Genomic DNA, 18,742 nt, shown 5'->3' on the forward strand with positions numbered 1-18,742 from the left:
CCGTTGAGCGGACGGGGCCCTCGGCGCGAGTGCGTGGGCGGGGTTTCAGGCGGCCGTGCGCGCCTTCGTGGCGTACACGTCGACGTACTCCTGACCGGACAGCTCCATCACGTCGCTCATCACCTCGTCGGTGACGGCGCGCAGGACGTAGCGGTCCCGGTCCATGCCCTCGTAGCGGGAGAAGTCCAGCGGTTCGCCGAAGCGCACGGTCACCGGGGCGATGTGCGGGCGGCCCTTGCCGCCGGGCTGCACCTTGTCCGTGCCGATCATGGCGAACGGGACGACCGGGGCGCCGGTCATCAGCGCGAGCCGGGCGATGCCGGTCCGGCCGCGGTAGAGGCGGCCGTCGGGGGAGCGGGTGCCCTCCGGGTAGATGCCGAAGGCGTGGCCCTCGTCCAGGATGCGGCGGCCGGTCATCAGTGCCGCGACGCCGCCGTGCCCGCCGTCCCGGTCCACCGGGATCATCCCGGCGGAGGTGAAGAACCAGGCCATCAGCCGGCCCTTGAGGCCCTTGCCGGTGACGTACTCGTCCTTGCCGATGAAGTACACCGGCCGCTTGACCACCAGCGTCAGGAACATCGAGTCGATGAACGTGACGTGGTTGCCGGCCAGGATCACCGGCCCGGTCCCGGGGATCCGCTCCAGTCCCTCGACCTTCGGACGGAACAGGACGCGCATCACGAGTCCGAGAATCGCCTTCAGCACAATGCGGGACAACGGGTCCTCCGGGTCGTGGCTGGTCAGGTTCAAGGGGCGCACAGCACTCTGCAGCCCAGGACCATACTCGTGAGTCACTCCCGCGCGCACATCGGGTTCACCGGGCCGATACGCAGAGTTGACGTGCGTTACGTCCATGTTCCCCACAGTCCTCCCGGACGTCTCCCCGACCTCACCCGTCCGTGCTTACGATCAGGGGGCTTTCCGGGAGGGGTGTCAGCGACGCCTTCCTGGGCAGCCGAGAGGCCGAGAGTCAAGCACAGAACCTGCCGGGCCGGGACGTCACCGGGCCCGGCAGGGGCGCAACGGACAGCAAGGAGCGCGGGCATGGAGAAGCGGCACGAGCCGGGGCGGCGGACGGTACTGGGAGCCGCCGCCTTGGGCGCGGGGGCGGCCGTACTGGCCGGTGCGGGGCAGGCGAACGCGGCCGGCCGGACGGAGTCCGCCGCGGCGCCGGCGGCCCGGTCGACGCCCGCGGGGCGGCCCGCGAAGCTGCCGTTCCCCTTGGTCGTCGGCCACCGGGGCGCCAGCGGCTACCGCCCCGAGCACACCTTCGGCTCCTACCAACTCGCCCTCGACATGGGCGCGGACGTCATCGAGGCCGGTGACCTCGTCCCCACCAAGGACGGGCACCTGATCCTGCGGCACGAGCCCGACATCAGCGGCACCACGGACGTCGCGGACCACCCGGAGTTCGCCGGCCGCCGGACGACCAAGACCATCGACGGCAAGAAGATCACCGGTTGGTTCACCGAGGACTTCACGCTCGCCGAGATCAAGACGTTGCGCGCCAAGGAGCGCATACCGGACGTCCGCCAGCACAACACCCTCTACAACGGCGTCTGGGAGATACCCACCTTCGAAGAGGCCCTGCGCTGGGCCGAGAAGAAGGGGCGCGAGCGCGGCCGCCCGGTCTGGCTGCACATCGAGACCAAGCACCCCACCTACTTCCGCAAGCTGGGCCTGGGCCTGGAGGAGCGGCTCGCCAAGCTGCTGCGCCGGTACGGCCGACACACCGCCCACGCCCCGAACTTCCTGCAGTCCTTCGAGCCCAGCAGCCTCAAGCGCCTCGGTGAACTGGGCGTGAAGTGCCCGAAGGTCGTCCTGCTCGACGAGCCGTCCGTCCGACCCTGGGACTTCGTCGAGGCCGGCGACCCGCGCACCACCGCCGACCTGCTCAAGCCCGCGGGGCTCAAGTGGATCGCCGGCTTCGCCCAGGGCATCGGCCCCTGGCTGCCGCAGATCATCGCCCAGGACGACAAGGGCAAGTTGGGCAAGCCCACCACCCTGGTCAGCGACGCGCACGCGGCGGGCCTGGTCGTCCACCCGTACACCGTGCGGAACGAGAACAGCTTCCTGCCGCTGGACTTCCGGGTCGGTAAGAACCCGGGCGATTACGGCAATGCGCTCCCGTACTTCAAGGCGCTCTTCGCCACCGGCATCGACGGCCTGTTCTCGGACAACCCGGACACCGCGCTGGTCGCCGCCGAGGAGTTCCGCCGGCACTGACCCGCCCGACGCCCCGGACCGGCGCCGGCCCCCATCTCCCCGCTTACTCATCTGAGTTGGGAATGTCACAGGGGAGCTTGGCGCCGGTCCGTTCCGCTTGTCCCATATGCCCGCGCAGAATGCTCACCGCGGAGATTGCCGCGGCCGCAGTCCGGGGAGTCCGGAAGCGGACAGCGAACCGCAGCGGACATCGAACCAAATGGGGAGGCACACGCGCATGGGCACGAGCGTGACGATCTCGACGGCGACCGACGACGACGCCGAGCAGATCCTCAAACTCCAATACCTCTGTTACCAGTCCGAGGCCGCGCTCTACGACGACTACGGGATCGAGCCTTTGACCCAGACCCTGGACTCGCTGCGCGCCGAACTCGCCGACGGCTGCGTCATGGTGGCCAGACTCGGCCGGGAGGTGGTCGGCTCGGTGCGCGGCACCGTCGACGCCGACGGCACCGCGAAGATCGGCAAGTTGATCGTGCACCCCCGGCTCCAGCGGCACGGGCTCGGCGGACGGTTGCTGGCCGCCGTCGAGCAGCGGCTCGCGACGGAGCGGGCCGCCAAGCGCTACCGCCTGTTCACCGGCCACCGCAGCGAGGCCAACCTCCGCCTCTACCGCGACCACGGCTACGCCCCCGTCGGCACCGAGCAACTGACCCGCCGGCTCAGCCTGATCACGCTGGAGAAGGAGCTCACCGCCGCGCCGTGACGCCGTCACCGGGCCCGCACCACGGGCGGGCCCGGAGGATCTTCCAGGCGGTCAGTCCTGCGCGGTGCGGGCCCGGCGCAGCCACATCAGACCGGTGACCGGCAGCGCGACCGGGATGAAGAGGTAGTCCATGCCGTAGTACGACCAGACCGTGGAGTCCGCGAACGCCGCCGGATCCACCAGCGTCCAGGTGCCGATGCCCACCACCCCGAGGATCTCCAGCGCGCAGCAGACGATCGCCGCCCGCCGGGCCACCTCGCCGCCGCGCACCAGCGAGAAGGTGATGAAGCCGTAGATCAGCGCGGAGAGGGCCGACAGCAGGTACGCCAGCGGCGCGCGGTCGAACTGGGCGAGCAGTTGGTAGAGCGAGCGGGACGCGGCGGCCACGGTGAAGACGCCGTAGACGGTGACCAGCAGCCGCCCCGGGCCGGCGCCCAGCCTCGTGCCCGGATCCCGGTCCGTGGTCCGCTGCGCGGCCTTTGCCGCGGTGGTCTTCGGGGCAGCCTCAGGCACTGCCGCCTCCCCAGATGTCGAAGAGCCGTACTTCCAAAACCGCCAGCACCACGGAGCCCGCGGCGACGGTCGCCGAGCCCCACCGGGTCCGCTCGGAGAGCGACATGAGCCCGGTCGCCGGCACGCACGCGGCCGCCCCGATCAGATACGCCAGGAACAGCGCGGTGCCCTTGTCCGGGTGCTGCCCGCGCGCCAACTGCACGAGGGAGATGACCAGTTGGACGAGGCACAGCAGGGACACCACGGCCATGCCGATGAAGTGCCAGTCCTTGGTGGGCTCGTTGCGGTACGCGGCCAAGCCGCACCAGGCGGCCAGCGCGACAGCGGTCACGCCGACCGCGAGCATCAGCGCATCGATCACCGCGGCCTCCGGGCGAGGCGGCCGCGCGCCGTGGGGTTGTGGGGCATGGGCCCGATGCTAATCGGCGCCGGGCGGCCCGCCGCGTCCGGCCCCGCCGTGGTCCGCGGCCCGGCGCCGGCCCGCTGCCGGCACGTCGTTCGGTGGGCGGCCGGCCCGCCGACCGTGGTGTTGGCCACAGCCCGCACCGCCCCCGCCCGCCGGCCTGGTCGCCGGGCCCCGCGCCCCCGGCGACATCCGCCCAGGCCACCGGCGACCGCACCGAGATCGTCCGGCTCCGGCGGCCCGGTCCACGGGACGAGCGGCGCTGTCCGTTATGCGGACAGGCTTGATTCGGCCACACCGCCGTCTGGTTTACTGACCGCCATGACCACGACGAGCCGCCGCACCCCCGCGACCGAGGCATTCCTCATGCCCGGTGCTCGTTGCATGTGTCGAATGTGTGACCGCTGAGGGCCCCCGCCTTACGCCTCGCGCCCCGAAGCGAGCCTTCCGCCATGAGCCGGACGACGCAGCACGCGCCCTTCGGCCGCCCCGCGTCACCGGAACCAGGAGCCGGGCCCCCGTGCCCTTCGACGCTCCCCGTTTTCCCCTGCCGCACTCGCCAGAATGCCCCGTGCCCGGCGGGCCAGCCGCCGAGCACTCGACAGTGACGGAATTCCCTGTGATCACCACAACGGGCCTGACCAAGGTCTACCGATCCGGAGGCCGCGAGGTCACCGCCCTGGACGGCGTCGACCTACACGTCCGCGAGGGCGAGGTGTACGGCGTCATCGGTCAGAGCGGCGCCGGTAAGTCCACCCTCATCCGCTGCCTCAACCTCCTGGAGCGCCCCACCTCCGGCACGGTCACCGTGGCCGGTCAGGACCTCACCGCCCTCGGCGGACGGGGCCAGCGCGCCAATGCCGCGCTGCGCGCCGCGCGCAGCCACATCGGCATGGTCTTCCAGCACTTCAACCTGCTGTCCTCGCGCACCGTCCAGGACAACGTCGAACTGCCGCTGGAGATCCTCAAGGTCTCCCGCCGCGACCGCGCCCGCAAGGCCCTGGAGCTGCTGGACCTGGTCGGCCTCGCCGACAAGGCCCACGCCTACCCCGCCCAGCTCTCCGGCGGCCAGAAGCAGCGCGTCGGCATCGCCCGCGCGCTGGCCGGCGACCCCAAGGTGCTGCTCTCCGACGAGGCCACCAGCGCCCTCGACCCGGAGACCACCCGCTCCATCCTGACGCTGCTGCGCGACCTCAACCGGCAGCTCGGCCTGACCGTCGTCCTCATCACGCACGAGATGGACGTCGTCAAGACCATCTGCGACTCCGCCGCGCTGATGAAGGGCGGCCGGATCGTCGAGCAGGGCACCGTCGCCGATCTCCTCGCCACCCCCGGCTCCGAGCTCGCCCGGGAGCTGTTCCCGGTCGGCGGCGAGCCCTCCGCCGAGGACCGCACCGTCGTCGACGTCACCTTCCACGGCTCGGCCGCCACCCGCCCGGTCATCTCCGAGCTGGCCCGCACCTACAACGTCGACGTCTCCATCCTCGGTGCCGCCATGGACACCATCGGTGGCAAGCAGGTCGGCCGGATGCGCATCGAGCTGCCCGGCCGCTTCGAGGACAACGTCGTGCCCATCGGCTTCCTGCGCGAGCAGGGCCTCCAGGTGGACGTCGTCGGCGAGGACGCCGACCCGACGTCCACCACCCCGCTCCAGAAGGAAGGTGCCCAGTGAGCTGGAACGACATGCAGCCGCTGCTGTCCGACGCCACCCTCGACACCCTCTTCATGGTGTGGTGGTCCACGTTCTACGCGGTCCTCATCGGCATCCCCGTCGGCGTCCTGCTGCACCTGACCGTCCGCGGCGGCCTGCTCCAGAACGTCGTGGTGAACAAGGCCCTCGGCGCGGTCGTGAACATCGGGCGGTCCTTCCCGTTCCTGATCCTGATCGTGGTGCTGATCCCCTTCACCCGGCTCGTCGTCGGCGTCTCCATCGGCCCGACCGGCGCCGTGGTCCCGCTGGCCATCGCGGCCATCCCGTTCTTCGCCCGCCTCGTCGAGGCCGCGCTGCGGGAGGTCGACAACGGGCTGGTCGAGGCCGCCCAGGCGATGGGCGGCGGCACCTGGACCATCATCTTCAAGGTGCTGCTCCCGCAGGCGCTGCCGGCCCTGATCGCCGCCGTCACCACCACCGTCATCACGCTGATCGGCTACTCGGCGATCGCCGGTGCGGTCGGCGGCGGCGGACTCGGCAACCTCGCCTACACCTACGGCTACCAGCAGTACGAGACCTCGCTCATGATCATCACCGTGGTCGAGCTGATCGTCATCGTCACCGTCGTCCAGCTGCTCGGCGACCTGATCGTCCGCCGGCTCGCCCGCCGCGGCGCCCGGGCCTCCTCCCTGCGGGTCGGCCTGCGCCGGGTCCGCACCGAGGAGCCGGCGCCGGTCACCGAGGCTGCCTGACCCCGGGCAGCACCCCGTAGCATCCGCGTCACCCGCAAGCCCGGACCCTTTGCCGGGCGAAGCCCACACGGACCCCGTGTGCACAAGAAAGAGGCACTCTTCGTGCGTAACACCATCAAGATCACCGTGGCGATAGCCGCCGCCTCCGCCGTCGCGCTCGGCGCGAGCGCGTGCAGCGCCCCCTCCGACGCCACCGCGAGCGGCGACAAGAACGACAAGAACGCCCCGCTCGTCATCGCCGCCAGCCCCACCCCACACGCCACGATCCTCGACTACGTCAAGGACAAGCTGGCGCCGCAGGTCGGCCTCAAGTTGGTCGTGAAGACGTTCAACGACTACAAGATGCCCAACAAGGTCACCGACGACGGCCAGGTCGACGCCAACTTCTTCCAGCACAAGCCGTTCCTGGACACCTTCAACAAGGAGAACGGCACCCACATCGTCCCGGTCGTCAACGTCGAGATCGAGCCGCTGGGCGTCTACTCCAACAAGATCCACAAGCTCTCCGACCTCAAGGCCGGCGACACCGTCTCGGTCCCCAACGACCCGTCCAACGAGGGCCGCGCGCTCAAGCTGCTCGCCGACAACGGCGTTATCACCCTCAAGCCGGGCGTCGGCTCCGACGCCAAGCTGACCGACGTCAAGGACAACAAGGGCATCAAGATCACCGAGTTGGAGGCCGCGCAGACCGCGCCGCGCCTGGCCGACGTCGAAGCCGCCGTCATCAACGGCAACTTCGCGGTCGGCGCCCACCTCAAGCCCTCCAAGGACGCCCTCGCCCTGGAGAAGGCGAAGGGCAACCCCTACGCCAACTTCCTCGCCGTCAAGAAGGGCAACGAGGACGACCCGCGGGTGAAGAAGCTGGCCAAGCTCCTCAACTCCGACGAGGTCAAGAAGTTCATCGAGGACAAGTACAAGGACGGCTCGGTCATTCCGGCCTTCGGCCCGGTTAAGGGTTAAGGGCTGACGCCTACGGGGCGGGTGGGCCGTCCCCTTATAGCCCGCCGCCCACCCGCGCCTCCTGTTTTTTCCCCGCCGCCCACCCCCCTTCGGGGGGTGGGCGGGACTGGTCAGTGGCCCCCGCCCGCCCCACCCCGCGCCCCCGCCCGCCCGCGCGTGGCACGCCCGCCGGCCGATGCTGCATGCTGGTGCATTCAAAGACGGTCAGGACGGCCCCGGCCGCGCGGTGCACACGGCCCGCGCGACGTTCGGGAGCACCCAGTCAACGGCGTTGGAGCATCGGCATGACATCCACCTTCCCGGACATCTCCCTCAGCACGGACCGGTTGGTGCTGCGCCCGCTCGACGAGGACGACGCCCCCGCCCTGGCCGCGATGATGGACGACGAACTCATCGCCGCCTGGACCGCGGTGCCCCAGCCGTACTCCGAGGACGCCGCCCGCGCCTGGATCACCAGATACGCCCCCACCGAACGCATCGCGGGCCGCGGCCTGGACCTCGCGGTCACCGAGTTCCTCACCCAGCGCCTCGTCGGCATCATCCAACTCAGCCGCACCAACTGGCGCGTTCGCTCCACCGAACTCTCCTACATCGTCGCCTCCTGGGCCCGCGGCGAGGGATACGCCTCCGAGGCCGCCCTCGCCACCGCCCGCTGGCTCTTCCAGGACCAGAAGTTCGAGCGCCTGGAGCTGCGCACCGCCGCCGGCAACACCGCCTCCCAACAGGTCGCCCAGAAGATCGGCTGCATCAGCGAGGGCGTGCTGCGCAACGCCTGCATAGCCCGGAACCGCGCCGAGGACGGCACCTGGACCGACCTCCGCACGGACCAGATCGTCTGGAGCCTGCTCCCCGAGGACCTCGACGGGCTCCCGCCCCAGATGGTCGACGCCAACGGCTTCGCCTACCCCGAGTGGAACTGACCCCGCGCCACCTCCCGCCCGCCACCCTCGCGGTACCCTCGGCCTGCCGGACACCGGCCGGGCCCGCCCTCACCAGCGCGGACCCGCACCCCGCAGCGCCCCCGCAGGCCGGCCGCCGCGCCCGCCAGCCGCCCCCCGGAAACCCCACCAGCCCCCAGGAGACAGACCAGCATGGCCGACCGGGTCACGGTGATCGGATGGGACGGCTCTCCGCTGACCGCAGTCGCCCGCGCCGCCCTCGGCGCCGCGACCCTGGTCGCCGGCGCCGCCCACCACCTCGCGTTGCCCGAGGTCCCGCCGGCCGCCGAACGGATCCGGCTCGGCAGCGTCACCCTGGCCGCCCGCCGCATCGCCCAGCACCGCGGCACCGCCGTCGTCCTCGCCGACGGCGACCCCGGCTTCTTCGGCGTCGTGCGCACCCTGCGCGCCCCCGAGTACGGCCTGGAGGTCGAGGTGGTGCCGGCCGTCTCCTCCGTCGCCGCCGCCTTCGCCCGGGCCGGCATGCCCTGGGACGACGCCCAGATCGTCGTCGCCCACAGCCGCGACCTGCGCCGCGCGGTCAACGTCTGCCGCGCCCACCCCAAGGTCGCGGTGCTCACCTCGCCCGGCGCCGGCCCCGCCGAACTCGCCCTCCTCCTGGACGGCGTGCACCGCACCTTCGTCATCTGCGAGGACCTCGGCACCGAACGGGAACGGGTGACCGTCCTCACATCCGACAAGGTCGCCGACCACGTATGGCGCGACCCCAACGTCGTGATCGTCGTGGGAGGTTCGCCCGCCGGCGCCGCCGCACAGGGCACCGGCTGGCTCGCCGGCCATGAGGTCGGCTACCCGACGGGCCCGCGCGGCTGGGGACTTCCGGCCCGCGCCTACGGAGGGGCGCTCGGCGAGGGCGAGTCCGTCCCACTGCGCACCGCCCAACTCGCCCGCCTCGGGCCGCGGATGGGCGACCTGGTCTGGGACATCGGCTCCGGCAGCGGGGCCGCGGCGGTGGAGGCCGCGCGGTTCGGCGCCGCGGTCATCGCGGTCGATGCCGACCCCGACGCCTGCGACCGCGCCGCCGCCCTGGCCCGCCGGCACGGCGTCCAACTCCAGGCCGTGCAGGGCCGCGCGCCGCAGATCCTGGAGGACCTCCCCGAGCCCGACGTGGTGCGGATCGGCGCCGGGGGAGTGGCCGTGGTCACCGCCTGCGCGGCCCGCCGCCCCGAACGGATCGTCACCCACGCCGCCACCCGCGACGAGGCCGAGGAACTGGGCCGCGCGCTCGCCGACGGCGGTTACGAAGTCGAGTGCGCCCTTCTCCAGTCGGTAGAACTGGACACTTCCGTTTGGGTCGAACGTGAACGCGCTGTGGTGTTTTTGCTGAGCGGCTATCGCGTTCCTCACCCGTGACCAGGAAGAGCACCCGCGCGGGGTAGGCTGGCGGATCGTTGCGCCGCCGTTCCGCGTTCGGCTTCGTACGCCAATATCCCGAATTTGCCGTGGTTTTGGACGAAAATGAAGCTCTTGAGGGCGGACGTGCCGGGAGGCGTGCTCGCTCGTTCTCGCTATTGGGGCGTCGGTGCGCACCGGTCGGCGCGTCGCACGAGCGGTTGGAAGGAGCACTAGCAGTGGGCGAGGGGTACGCATGACCGACACCGGCCAGGTCCCGGGCCAGGGACAGCCGGAGAGCGCAGGCGGACACCGGGGGCAGCCGCAGGCCGTTCCCGCCCCTGCCGACCCCGGCTCCGCCCAGCACCCCGGCGACTACCCCTACCTCGGCCCCGGTGACGGCGCCGTCGAGGAGGACGACCTGCTGATGCCGGGCGCCCAGGGCGCCTGGAGCGAGCAGGGCGCCCAGCAGACGCCGCAGCCCGCGCAGCAACTCCCGCAGCCGCAGGCCGTACCGCCGCAGCCGGCCGCACCGTACGACCCCGCCACCGGCGCCCCCGCCGCCTACGAACCGGTGGCCGCCCCGGTCGGCGACCACGAGACCGGCGGCCGGGATTCCGGTTCCGTCGACCTCGGCGCCGTCCGCGTCCCGCCGCCCGCCGCGCCCCAGCAGCCGGCTCGCGCCCGCGGTGCCGCCGCGCCCCGCCGCCCGCTCCACATGGGCCCGCCGGTCCCGGACGCGACCGGCGGCGTGGTCCGCTCGCTGGCCGACCGCGGCCCCGCGGAGGCGCCCCAGCAGGCCGCCCGCCAGGCCGCCGCGGCCCCCGGCCCCGAGTACCTCGACGCCCCCGTCGAGACCGCCCAGCCGCTCCCGCAGCCCGCCGAGGGCCAGCCCGTGGAGCCGCAGCCCGCCGCCGCGCAGCCCGTTGCCGACGGTGCGGCGCCCGGCCAGCCCTCCCCGCAGCCCGTCGCGCCCGAGGCCGCCGCCCACCAGACCCCGCCGGCCGCACCGCTGCCGACGCCCGGCCAGCAGCCCTACGTGGGGCAGGCGTACGCCGAGCAGTCCTACGGGGCCGCGGGGCAAGGCCCGTTGCCCGGGCCGCAGTTGGGCCAGATTCCTTCCCACGCGCCGGTCCAGGCGCAGCCGTGGCCGGAGGCGCCCGCCCAGGCCGCGGTGGATGCGCTCGCGCCGCAGGGCCCGACGCCGGAGGTCCAGGCGCCCGCCAACCAGGCGCCGCAGGGCCCCGGTTCGCAGGCCCAGCCGCCGGTCGCACCGGTGCCGCAGGACGCCCAGGAGGATGTCCAGGCGGGCATCCAGCCGAACGTTCAGCCCGACGTCCAAGGTGGTGCGCTGCCCACCGAGCAGCCGCCGGCCGCACACCTGCCGGCCGAGCAGCCGTCCGTTGAGCAGCCCCCCGCCGAGCAACTGCCGGCCGAGCAGGCCGCGGTGGCGCAGGCGGCGGCGGAGCAGATGCAGCAGGCCGAGTCCGTGCAGGCGGAGCAGCCGCAGGAGATGCCCACGGAACAGCCGCAGCAGGAGCCGGCGGTGGAGACCGTCGCCCCTGAGGCCGTCGACGGTGCCGAGGGTGCCGCCGCTCCCGTCGTCGTGGACGCGACCGGTGTCGCCACCCAGGACGCTCCGGCCGAGCAGGGTGCTCCGGTGGAGGCCCCCACGGAGGCCGGCGCCCCCGAGGCCACCGCCGCTCCGGCCCCCGCCGAGCAGCCGTCGCCCCAGACCGAGGCCCCGGCCCCAACTGCGGCCCCGGCCGCGGCCGCAGAACCGGCGGTCGACGCCGCTCAGCAGGCCGCCGCCGCCCAGCACGTCGACGCCGCCGAGCCCGCCGCCCCGCAGGCCCAGCCCCAGCCGACCCCCGAGCAGCCCGCCGCCGACACCGTCCCGGCCGCCCAGGACCCCGTCCCGGCCGCACCGCAGCAGCCCGAGGCGGCGGCTCAGGCGCCCGCCCCCGAGGCCGCCGGCCAGCCGCCGGTCGCCGAGCCCGCCCCGGCCCCCGCGGAACCGGCCGAGCAGCCCGCCGCTCCACAGCCGGCCGACGCCCCCGCGGACCAGGCACCGGCCCCCGCCCCGGACCAGCCGCAGCCCGAGGCGGCCACCGCCCCGCAGCCCACCCCCGAGGCCGCGGAAGCACCGGCCCCCGAGGCCACCGTCGAGGCCACCGAGCCCGCCGACGCCCCGGAACAGCCGGCTCAACAGCCCGAACAGCCCGCCGCCGAGGCCCCACAGCCCGCCGCCGACCAGCAGTCCACCGAGGCCGCGCCGACCCCCACGGACGCCACCGAGGCCGACGCCCAACCGGCCGCCCAACAGCCCGTAATAGAGACGCCCGAGGCCCAACCCCAGGACGCAGCCGGCCAGTCGCAGCCCACCGCGGACGCGGACGCCGAGGCCCAACAGCCGGCCGCGGAGCCCGCGCAGCCGCCGGCCGCCCCGGCCGACGCGCAGCCGACGGCGCAGCCCGAGGCCGCCGACGTCGCTCCGACTGAGGCCCCCGCGCAGCCCGAGGCCGCCGACGAGACCACCGCCCCCGAGGCGCCGGCCGCCGCCCCCCAGATCCCGGCCCAGGCCACCGACGAGCCGGACCCCGTCCCGGCCGCCGCCGAAGCCACCCCGCAGGAGCCCGCCGCCGAGGCCCCGCAGGCTCCCACCCCCGATCCGCTCGTCCCGGCCGAGGCCGACGACCGCCCGCACGCGCAGGACGACGCCCAGTTCGTCGAGCACGTCGAGGGCGACGACGCGCACCCCGCCGACGAGGGCCAGGCCCCCGCCGCGGAGCCCGAGCCGGCGACCGCCCCCGCGGCCGCCTACGACGACTCCGAGCGCGCCGCCGTCCACCGCGTCATCCGCGAACGCCGCGACATCCGCAACGGCTTCCGCCCCGACCCGATCCCCAACGAGGTCCTGCTGCGCGTCCTGGAGGCGGCCCACACCGCGCCCAGCGTCGGCCACTCCCAGCCCTGGGACTTCGTCGTCATCCGGTCCGACGAGACCCGCGCCAAGATGCACGAGCTCGCCATGCGGCAGCGCGAGGCGTACGCCCAGTCGCTGCCCAAGGCCCGCGCCAAGCAGTTCCGCGAGCTGAAGATCGAGGCGATCCTCGAAACGCCGGTGAACATCGTCGTCACCGCCGACTCCACCCGCGGCGGCCGGCACACCCTCGGCCGGCACACCCAGCCGCAGATGGCCCCGTACTCCTCCGCGCTCGCCGTCGAGAACCTCTGGCTCGCCGCCCGCGCCGAGGGCCTGGGCGTCGGCTGGGTCAGCTTCTTCGACGAGCGGGAGATGGTCCGCGAACTGGGCCTGCCCGAACACCTCGAAGTCGTCGCCTACCTCTGCGTCGGCTACGTCGACGAGTTCCCCGACGACCCCGAGCTCCTCCAGGCCGGCTGGTCCAAGCGCCGCCCGCTGTCCTGGGTCGTCCACGAGGAGACCTACGGCCGCCGCGCCCTCCCGGGCGAGGACCCGCACGACCTCCTCCAGGAAACCCTCGCCGGCATCCGCCCGTTGGACGCCAAGGCGCTCGGCGAGGCGTGGGAGCGGCAGAAGCGGATGACCAAGCCGGCCGGCGCGCTCGGCATGCTGGAGATCATCTCCGCGCAGCTCTGCGGCCTGTCCCGCAAGTGCCCGCCGCCCATCCCGGAGCCGGCCGCGGTCGCGATCTTCGCCGGTGACCACGGCGTGCACGCCCAGGGCGTGACCCCCTGGCCCCAGGAGGTCACCGGCCAGATGGTCGCCAACTTCCTGGGCGGCGGCGCGGTCTGCAACGCCTTCGCCAACCAGGTCGGCGCCGAGGTCTGCGTCGTCGACGTCGGCGTCGCCGGTGAACTCCCGGCCACCCCCGGCCTGTTGCCCCGCAAGGTCCGCCCCGGCACCGCCGACTTCACCCAGGGCCCGGCGATGACCCAGGAGGACGCCCTCAAGGCCATCGAGGTCGGCATCGAGACCGCCCGCGACCTCGTCGCGGCCGGCAACAAGGCGCTGCTGACCGGCGAGATGGGCATCGCCAACACCACCGCCTCGGCCGCCCTGATCGCCGCCTACACCGGCGTCGACCCGACCGAGGTCACCGGCCGCGGCACCGGCATCAACGACGAGACGCACGCCCGCAAGGTCGAGGTGGTCCGCCGCGCCCTGGAGCTCCACCAGCCGGACCCGGCCGACCCGATCGGCATCCTCACCGCCCTCGGCGGCCTGGAGCACGCGGCCATGGTCGGCCTGATCCTCGGCGGCGCCTCGCTGCGCACCCCGGTGATCCTGGACGGCGTCAGCGCCGGCGCCGCCGCCCTGGTCGCCCGGGCCATCGCCCCCGAGGCGCTGGCCGCCTGCATCGCCGGCCACCGCAGCGCCGAGCCCGGCCACGTCGCCGCGCTCAACAAGCTCGGCCTGCGCCCGCTGGTCGACCTCGACCTGCGGCTCGGCGAGGGCACCGGCGCCCTGCTCGCCCTCCCCGTCGTGCAGAGCGCCGCCCGCGCCATGCACGAGGTCGCCACCTTCGACGCCGCCGGGGTCACCGAAAAGAGCTGAACACCGGGGCCCGGCCGATACCCGGCCGCCCCCGCATGACCCCCGGCCCGCAGCCCCATAGGCTGTGGGCCGGGGCCGTACGTCCCCCTCGGCCGTCCCCCTCTCAGCCGCTCCGGCGCCGCAGCGACTGACACGGTCGTCGAACTCGCACCACTCCACGAGGAGCCACACCACCATGGCCGAGCCCGCCGCCGAACACGTCGCCTACCCCGTCGGACTGCGGCTCTCCGGCCGTAGCGTGGTCGTCCTCGGCGCCGGCCAGGTCGCCCAGCGCCGCCTGCCCGCGCTGCTCGCCGCCGGCGCCGACGTGCTGCTGATCTCCCCGTCCGCCACCGCCTCCGTCGAAGCCATGGCCGACACCGGCGAACTGCGCTGGGAACGCCGCCGCTACCGCCCCGGCGACCTCGACGGCGCCTGGTACGCGCTGATCTCCACCGACGACCCCGAGGCCAACGCCGCCGCCTCCCAGGAGGCCGAGGAACGCCGCGTCTGGGCGGTCCGCTCCGACGACGCCGAGGCCGCCACCGCCTGGACCCCGGCCACCGGCCGCAGCGAGGGCGTCACCGTGGCCGTCCTCACCGGCCGCGACCCGCGCCGCTCCGCCGCCGTCCGCGACGCCATCGTCGAGGGCCTGCGCGACGGCAGCCTCGCCGCCCCGCACCACCGCCGCCCGCACACCCCCTCGGTGGCGCTGGTCGGCGGCGGCCCCGGCGACCCCGACCTGATCACCGTCCGCGGCCGCCGCCTGCTCGCCGAGGCCGACGTCGTCATCGCCGACCGGCTCGGCCCGCGCGACCTGCTCGCCGAACTCCCGCCGCACGTCGAGGTGATCGACGCCGCGAAGATCCCGTACGGCCGCTTCATGGCCCAGGAGGCCATCAACAACGCCCTCATCGAGCACGCCAAGGCCGGCAAGGCCGTGGTCCGCCTCAAGGGCGGCGACCCGTTCGTCTTCGGCCGCGGCATGGAGGAGGCCCAGGCGCTCGCCGAGGCCGGCATCCCCTGCACCGTCGTCCCCGGCATCTCCAGCACCATCTCCGTCCCCGGCGCCGCCGGCATCCCCGTCACCCACCGCGGGGTGGCCCACGAGTTCACCGTCGTCAGCGGCCATGTCGCCCCCGACGACGAGCGTTCCCTGGTCGACTGGCCGGCGCTCGCCAAGCTGCGCGGCACCCTCGTCATCCTCATGGGCGTGGAGAACAGCGGCGCCATCGCCGCCAAGCTCATAGCGTGCGGCCGCTCCGCCGACACCCCCGCCGCCGTCGTCCAGGAGGGCACCACCGCCGCCCAGCGCCGCGTGGACGCCACCCTCGCCACCCTCGGCGAGACCGTACGGGCCGAGGGTGTCCGCCCGCCCGCCGTCATCGTCGTCGGCGACGTGGTCGGCCTCACCCCGCCCGCCTCCGTCGCCGAATAGCCCCCGCGCGCCCGCCCCTTGGCACTCCGACACCGACAAGGCACCCTCTCCCCGTGGCAGAAATCATCACCGTCGAGGACCCGGACGACCCGCGGCTGCGCGACTACACCGACCTCACCGACGTCGAGCTGCGCCGCCGGCGCGAACCGGCCGAAGGACTCTTCATCGCCGAGGGCGAGAAGGTCATCCGCCGCGCCCGGCACGCCGGTTACGAAATGCGCTCGATGCTCCTCTCGTCCAAGTGGGTCGACGTGATGCGCGACGTCATCGACGAGGTCCCGGCCCCGGTCTACGCCGTCAGCCCGGACCTCGCCGAGCGCGTGACGGGCTACCACGTGCACCGCGGCGCCCTCGCCTCGATGCAGCGCAAACCGCTGCCCACCGCCGCCGAACTCCTCGCCGGCACCCGCCGGATCGCGGTCATGGAGGCGGTCAACGACCACACCAACATCGGCGCCATCTTCCGCAGCGCCGCCGCCCTCGGGATGGACGCGGTCCTCCTCTCCCCGGACTGCGCCGACCCCCTCTACCGCCGCTCGGTGAAGGTCTCCATGGGCGCGGTGTTCTCCGTCCCCTACGCCCGGTTGGAGAGTTGGCCGCGCGACCTGTCCGCCGTACGGGAGGCCGGTTTCCGCCTGCTCGCCCTGACCCCGGCCGAAGGCGCCACCGACCTCAACGAGGCGGCCCCGCACACCCTCGAACGCGTCGCCCTCATGCTCGGCGCGGAGGGCGGCGGCCTCACCTCGGGCGCCCTCCGCGCCGCCGACGCATGGGTCCGCATCCCCATGGCCCACGGCATCGACTCCCTCAACGTAGGCGCCGCCGCCGCAGTCTCCTTCTACGCGGTCACCGCCCCCCACCCACCCACGAAGTAACCCAACACCCCACCCACGCACCACCCGGCCCCACCCACGCATGGATCGCCCGGCCTCGCCCACCCACGCAACGCCTGACCTTCCCCACACATGGATCGCCCGGCCCGCCCACCTGCGGAACGCCTAGCCTTCCCCACGCATCGACCCCGCCTGGCCTCGCCCGCCTACGGAACGCCCAGCCTTCCCCATGCATGGACCCTGCCCGGCCTCGCCCGCCTACGGAACACCCGGCCCCGCCCCGCCGCGGAACGCCCAGCCGTCCTCACCCATGGACCGCCCGGCCCCGCCCCACCCGCGAAACAGCCCCACGCCGCGCCTTCACACGGAATAACCCCCACCCCCAAACCAGTTGTGGCTCCGCAGGGGGCCCACGCACCCCCTAGGGGACACCCCTCAGCCACCCCCACCACCAACCAACACGACGGAGTGCCTCACCCCTGATCCCGCATCAGGGACGGGAGGCACAAGCGCGCGAGGCCCCCGACCCCACCAGCCTCAACCCAACTCCCCAGCCACTCGGCCACCGGCACCCGCACCCGCACCCGAGCCCCCACCCTCATACGACGCCACGCTCACCGGCCGCTCGCCGCCCAGCCCGCGGGCCGGCCCCTGGCACCCCTGGGCGGCCGCGATCCCCAGCGCCACCAGCAACGTCACCACCACGAACACCACGACGCGCTGTCTCAGCAGCCGCCGGTCCGGCCCCGGCCGCCGGCCACCAGAGCCGGTACGCACCGCAGGACGCGAACCGTTTCGCCCCGTAGGACGGGAGGTTGGCCCCCGCCCCCCGTTGCGCCCGCCGGTCCGCGGATTCGCCCCCGACGCCGGGCCCTGCGCCCGCGCCGCCGAATCCCGCGCGGCCGAGTCCCGCGCCACCGCCTCCCTGGCCGCCGCCGGGCGGGCCGGCCGCGGCCGCCCCCCGGACGCGCCCCCCGTACCCCGCTCCGTCCGCTGCCGCGCGTACTCCTCTGCCCGCTGCCCGGTCGGACGCTCCGACGGCCGCCGCTCGGCGCGCCCCCAACCGTCCCCGCTCCCGGGCCCGTTCTCCCACGTCCCGCCCGACAACCCGTGCGCCTCACGGGCCGCGATCTCCTTCAGCCGCAGCGACAGCGACAGCGTGCTGGGCCGGTCCGCCGGATCCTTGGCGAGGCACGCCGCGAGCAGCGGCGCCAGCGCGTCCGGCACCCCTGCCAGGTGCGCCTCCTCGTGGACGACGCGGTAGAGCATGACCTCCGAACTGCCCTGCCCGAACGGCGAGTCCGCGGTGCAGGCGTACGCCAGCGTGGCGCCCAGCGAGAAGATGTCGGTGGCCGGCGTCACCGCGGCGCCGCGCACCTGCTCGGGCGCCAGGAAGCCGGGCGAGCCGACCGCCGTCCCGACGTGCGTCAGCGTGCTGGCCCCGGTCGCCCAGGCGATCCCGAAGTCGATGATCCGCGGCCCCTTGGGCGACAGCAGGATGTTGGACGGCTTCAGGTCCCGGTGCACCACGCCCGCGTCGTGGACGGCCAGCAACCCCTCGGACAACGCGGCGCCGACGGCGGCGACCTGCGCGGGGGAGAGCGGCCCCTCCTCGTTCACCTTGTCGTGCAGCGAGGGCCCGGGGACGTACTGGGTCGCGAACCACGGGCGGTCGGCGTCCAGATCGGCCGCCACCAGCCGGGCCGTGCAGCCGCCGCGGATCCGTCGGGCCGCCGAGACCTCGCGGGCGAACCGCGACCGGAACTCTTGATCCTCCGCCAGATCCGGCCGGATCACCTTCAACGCGACCCGCTGCCCGCGCTTGTCCGAGCCGAGGTAGACCACGCCCATCCCGCCAGCGCCGAGCCGGCGGTGCAGCCGGAACGATCCGACGACACGCGGGTCCTCGCGCCGGAGCCGCATCATCGCCATGTCCGTCCCCTGCCTGCGGTGGGGAGGCCCCACTCCGCTCAACCGTCTGACGTGGCACAGCTTACGGATTGACGGCTCGCTGTGCTGAGAGGCCGCGCATGCGTCGGTAACCGGATTACCGGTGGCCGCCGCGATCCCCGCCACACGGAAGGAATTCGCTCCGCCCTGCCGCCTCGCTACCCGTGCGTGGCCCCAATGATCCCTTTCTCAACGGAATTTGACGGTAAGAAAGGTGACGGCGCGACGGACCCGGCGGACGCCGCGGATTTCGCGCCGCTGTCCGCGCAGCGGCGCGCGGGGGAGCGCCCCGCGTGATCGAAGTCACCGTTTCGACGCCGGTGCAACCGGTAATCCTCTCCGCCCGCCGTGCGCCCTGTCCCCGCGTCGCGCGCCCCTCTCAGGGATCTCCCAGGGTTCCGCTCCCCGCTCTCCACCCAGGGGAGTACGGCGGGCCCCGCCCCATCATCCTCCTGGAGGCCCGACAAGCGGTACGACGGCATGACGCCCGGCCTTTCCCG

General features: G+C 73.8%; 14 protein-coding genes. 10 read left to right on the forward strand and 4 right to left on the reverse strand.

The features are described from left to right. Window positions 1-45: 45 nt before the first annotated feature. Window positions 46-717: a lysophospholipid acyltransferase family protein gene (locus ACFVFQ_RS20580; RefSeq protein WP_383418329.1), complete on the reverse strand. Its 672-nt coding sequence runs from the start codon at window positions 715-717 to the stop codon at window positions 46-48. Between the two features lie 327 nt (window positions 718-1,044). Between ACFVFQ_RS20580 and ACFVFQ_RS20585 the strand changes: the two genes are divergently transcribed. Then, window positions 1,045-2,226, forward strand: coding sequence for a glycerophosphodiester phosphodiesterase (locus tag ACFVFQ_RS20585; protein WP_383418026.1), 1,182 nt, complete (start codon window positions 1,045-1,047; stop codon window positions 2,224-2,226). Between the two features lie 217 nt (window positions 2,227-2,443). Further along, window positions 2,444-2,932 carry a GNAT family N-acetyltransferase gene (locus tag ACFVFQ_RS20590; protein ID WP_383418028.1) on the forward strand — a complete coding sequence of 163 codons (489 nt, stop codon included), beginning with the start codon at window positions 2,444-2,446 and terminating at the stop codon, window positions 2,930-2,932. A 51-nt stretch (window positions 2,933-2,983) separates the two neighbouring features. Here ACFVFQ_RS20590 and ACFVFQ_RS20595 read toward each other — a convergent pair whose 3' ends face one another. Next, on the reverse strand, window positions 2,984-3,445 hold the full coding sequence (locus ACFVFQ_RS20595) for a hypothetical protein (protein WP_383418029.1): 462 nt from the start codon (window positions 3,443-3,445) through the stop codon (window positions 2,984-2,986). Further along, window positions 3,438-3,806, reverse strand: coding sequence for a hypothetical protein (locus ACFVFQ_RS20600; RefSeq protein WP_383418031.1), 369 nt, complete (start codon window positions 3,804-3,806; stop codon window positions 3,438-3,440). The genes ACFVFQ_RS20595 and ACFVFQ_RS20600 overlap by 8 nt, the downstream gene beginning before the upstream one ends. Before the next feature lie 661 nt (window positions 3,807-4,467). Between ACFVFQ_RS20600 and ACFVFQ_RS20605 the strand changes: the two genes are divergently transcribed. From ACFVFQ_RS20605 to ACFVFQ_RS20640, 8 genes are all read left to right on the forward strand, one after another. Next, window positions 4,468-5,520: a methionine ABC transporter ATP-binding protein gene (locus ACFVFQ_RS20605; protein WP_383418033.1), complete on the forward strand. Its 1,053-nt coding sequence runs from the start codon at window positions 4,468-4,470 to the stop codon at window positions 5,518-5,520. Further along, window positions 5,517-6,251, forward strand: a complete 735-nt coding sequence (locus tag ACFVFQ_RS20610; protein WP_383418035.1) for a methionine ABC transporter permease — start codon at window positions 5,517-5,519, stop codon at window positions 6,249-6,251. Before ACFVFQ_RS20605 ends, ACFVFQ_RS20610 begins: the two co-directional genes overlap by 4 nt. Before the next feature lie 102 nt (window positions 6,252-6,353). After that, entirely contained in the window at window positions 6,354-7,211 is an 858-nt protein-coding gene (locus ACFVFQ_RS20615) for a MetQ/NlpA family ABC transporter substrate-binding protein (protein WP_383418037.1), read from the forward strand. 284 nt (window positions 7,212-7,495) lie between these two features. Next, complete coding sequence (locus ACFVFQ_RS20620; RefSeq protein ID WP_383418039.1) at window positions 7,496-8,131, forward strand: GNAT family N-acetyltransferase; 636 nt, start codon at window positions 7,496-7,498, stop codon at window positions 8,129-8,131. A gap of 171 nt (window positions 8,132-8,302) precedes the next feature. Continuing rightward, window positions 8,303-9,523: a precorrin-6y C5,15-methyltransferase (decarboxylating) subunit CbiE gene (gene cbiE, locus ACFVFQ_RS20625; protein WP_383418041.1), complete on the forward strand. Its 1,221-nt coding sequence runs from the start codon at window positions 8,303-8,305 to the stop codon at window positions 9,521-9,523. A gap of 235 nt (window positions 9,524-9,758) precedes the next feature. Further along, window positions 9,759-14,042: a nicotinate-nucleotide--dimethylbenzimidazole phosphoribosyltransferase gene (cobT, locus tag ACFVFQ_RS20630; protein ID WP_383418043.1), complete on the forward strand. Its 4,284-nt coding sequence runs from the start codon at window positions 9,759-9,761 to the stop codon at window positions 14,040-14,042. Window positions 14,043-14,217: 175 nt separating this feature from the next. Next, window positions 14,218-15,459 (forward strand): uroporphyrinogen-III C-methyltransferase, encoded by a 1,242-nt coding sequence (gene cobA, locus ACFVFQ_RS20635; RefSeq protein ID WP_383418046.1) that lies wholly within the window; start codon window positions 14,218-14,220, stop codon window positions 15,457-15,459. A gap of 53 nt (window positions 15,460-15,512) precedes the next feature. Next, the gene (locus ACFVFQ_RS20640) at window positions 15,513-16,334 is read left to right on the forward strand and encodes a TrmH family RNA methyltransferase (RefSeq protein WP_383418048.1); all 822 of its coding nucleotides are present in this window, start codon (window positions 15,513-15,515) and stop codon (window positions 16,332-16,334) included. Window positions 16,335-16,829: 495 nt separating this feature from the next. On the opposite strand, the gene ACFVFQ_RS20645 is transcribed toward ACFVFQ_RS20640, so the two are convergent. Next, window positions 16,830-18,224, reverse strand: coding sequence for a serine/threonine-protein kinase (locus ACFVFQ_RS20645; protein WP_383418050.1), 1,395 nt, complete (start codon window positions 18,222-18,224; stop codon window positions 16,830-16,832). Window positions 18,225-18,742: the final 518 nt, after the last annotated feature.

The organism is Streptomyces sp. NPDC057743, from assembly GCF_042798755.1.
GTDB lineage: Bacteria > Actinomycetota > Actinomycetes > Streptomycetales > Streptomycetaceae > Streptomyces.

Bases quoted from the DNA above. Each gene is read 5' to 3' on its own strand.
- ACFVFQ_RS20590 (WP_383418028.1), top strand. From the start codon at position 2,444: ATGGGCACGAGCGTGACGATCTCGACGGCGACCGACGACGACGCCGAG.
- cbiE (WP_383418041.1), top strand. From the start codon at position 8,303: ATGGCCGACCGGGTCACGGTGATCGGATGGGACGGCTCTCCGCTGACC.
- cobT (WP_383418043.1), top strand. From the start codon at position 9,759: ATGACCGACACCGGCCAGGTCCCGGGCCAGGGACAGCCGGAGAGCGCA.
- cobA (WP_383418046.1), top strand. From the start codon at position 14,218: ATGGCCGAGCCCGCCGCCGAACACGTCGCCTACCCCGTCGGACTGCGG.
- ACFVFQ_RS20620 (WP_383418039.1), top strand. From the start codon at position 7,496: ATGACATCCACCTTCCCGGACATCTCCCTCAGCACGGACCGGTTGGTG.
- ACFVFQ_RS20645 (WP_383418050.1), bottom strand. From the start codon at position 18,224: ATGGCGATGATGCGGCTCCGGCGCGAGGACCCGCGTGTCGTCGGATCG.
- ACFVFQ_RS20585 (WP_383418026.1), top strand. From the start codon at position 1,045: ATGGAGAAGCGGCACGAGCCGGGGCGGCGGACGGTACTGGGAGCCGCC.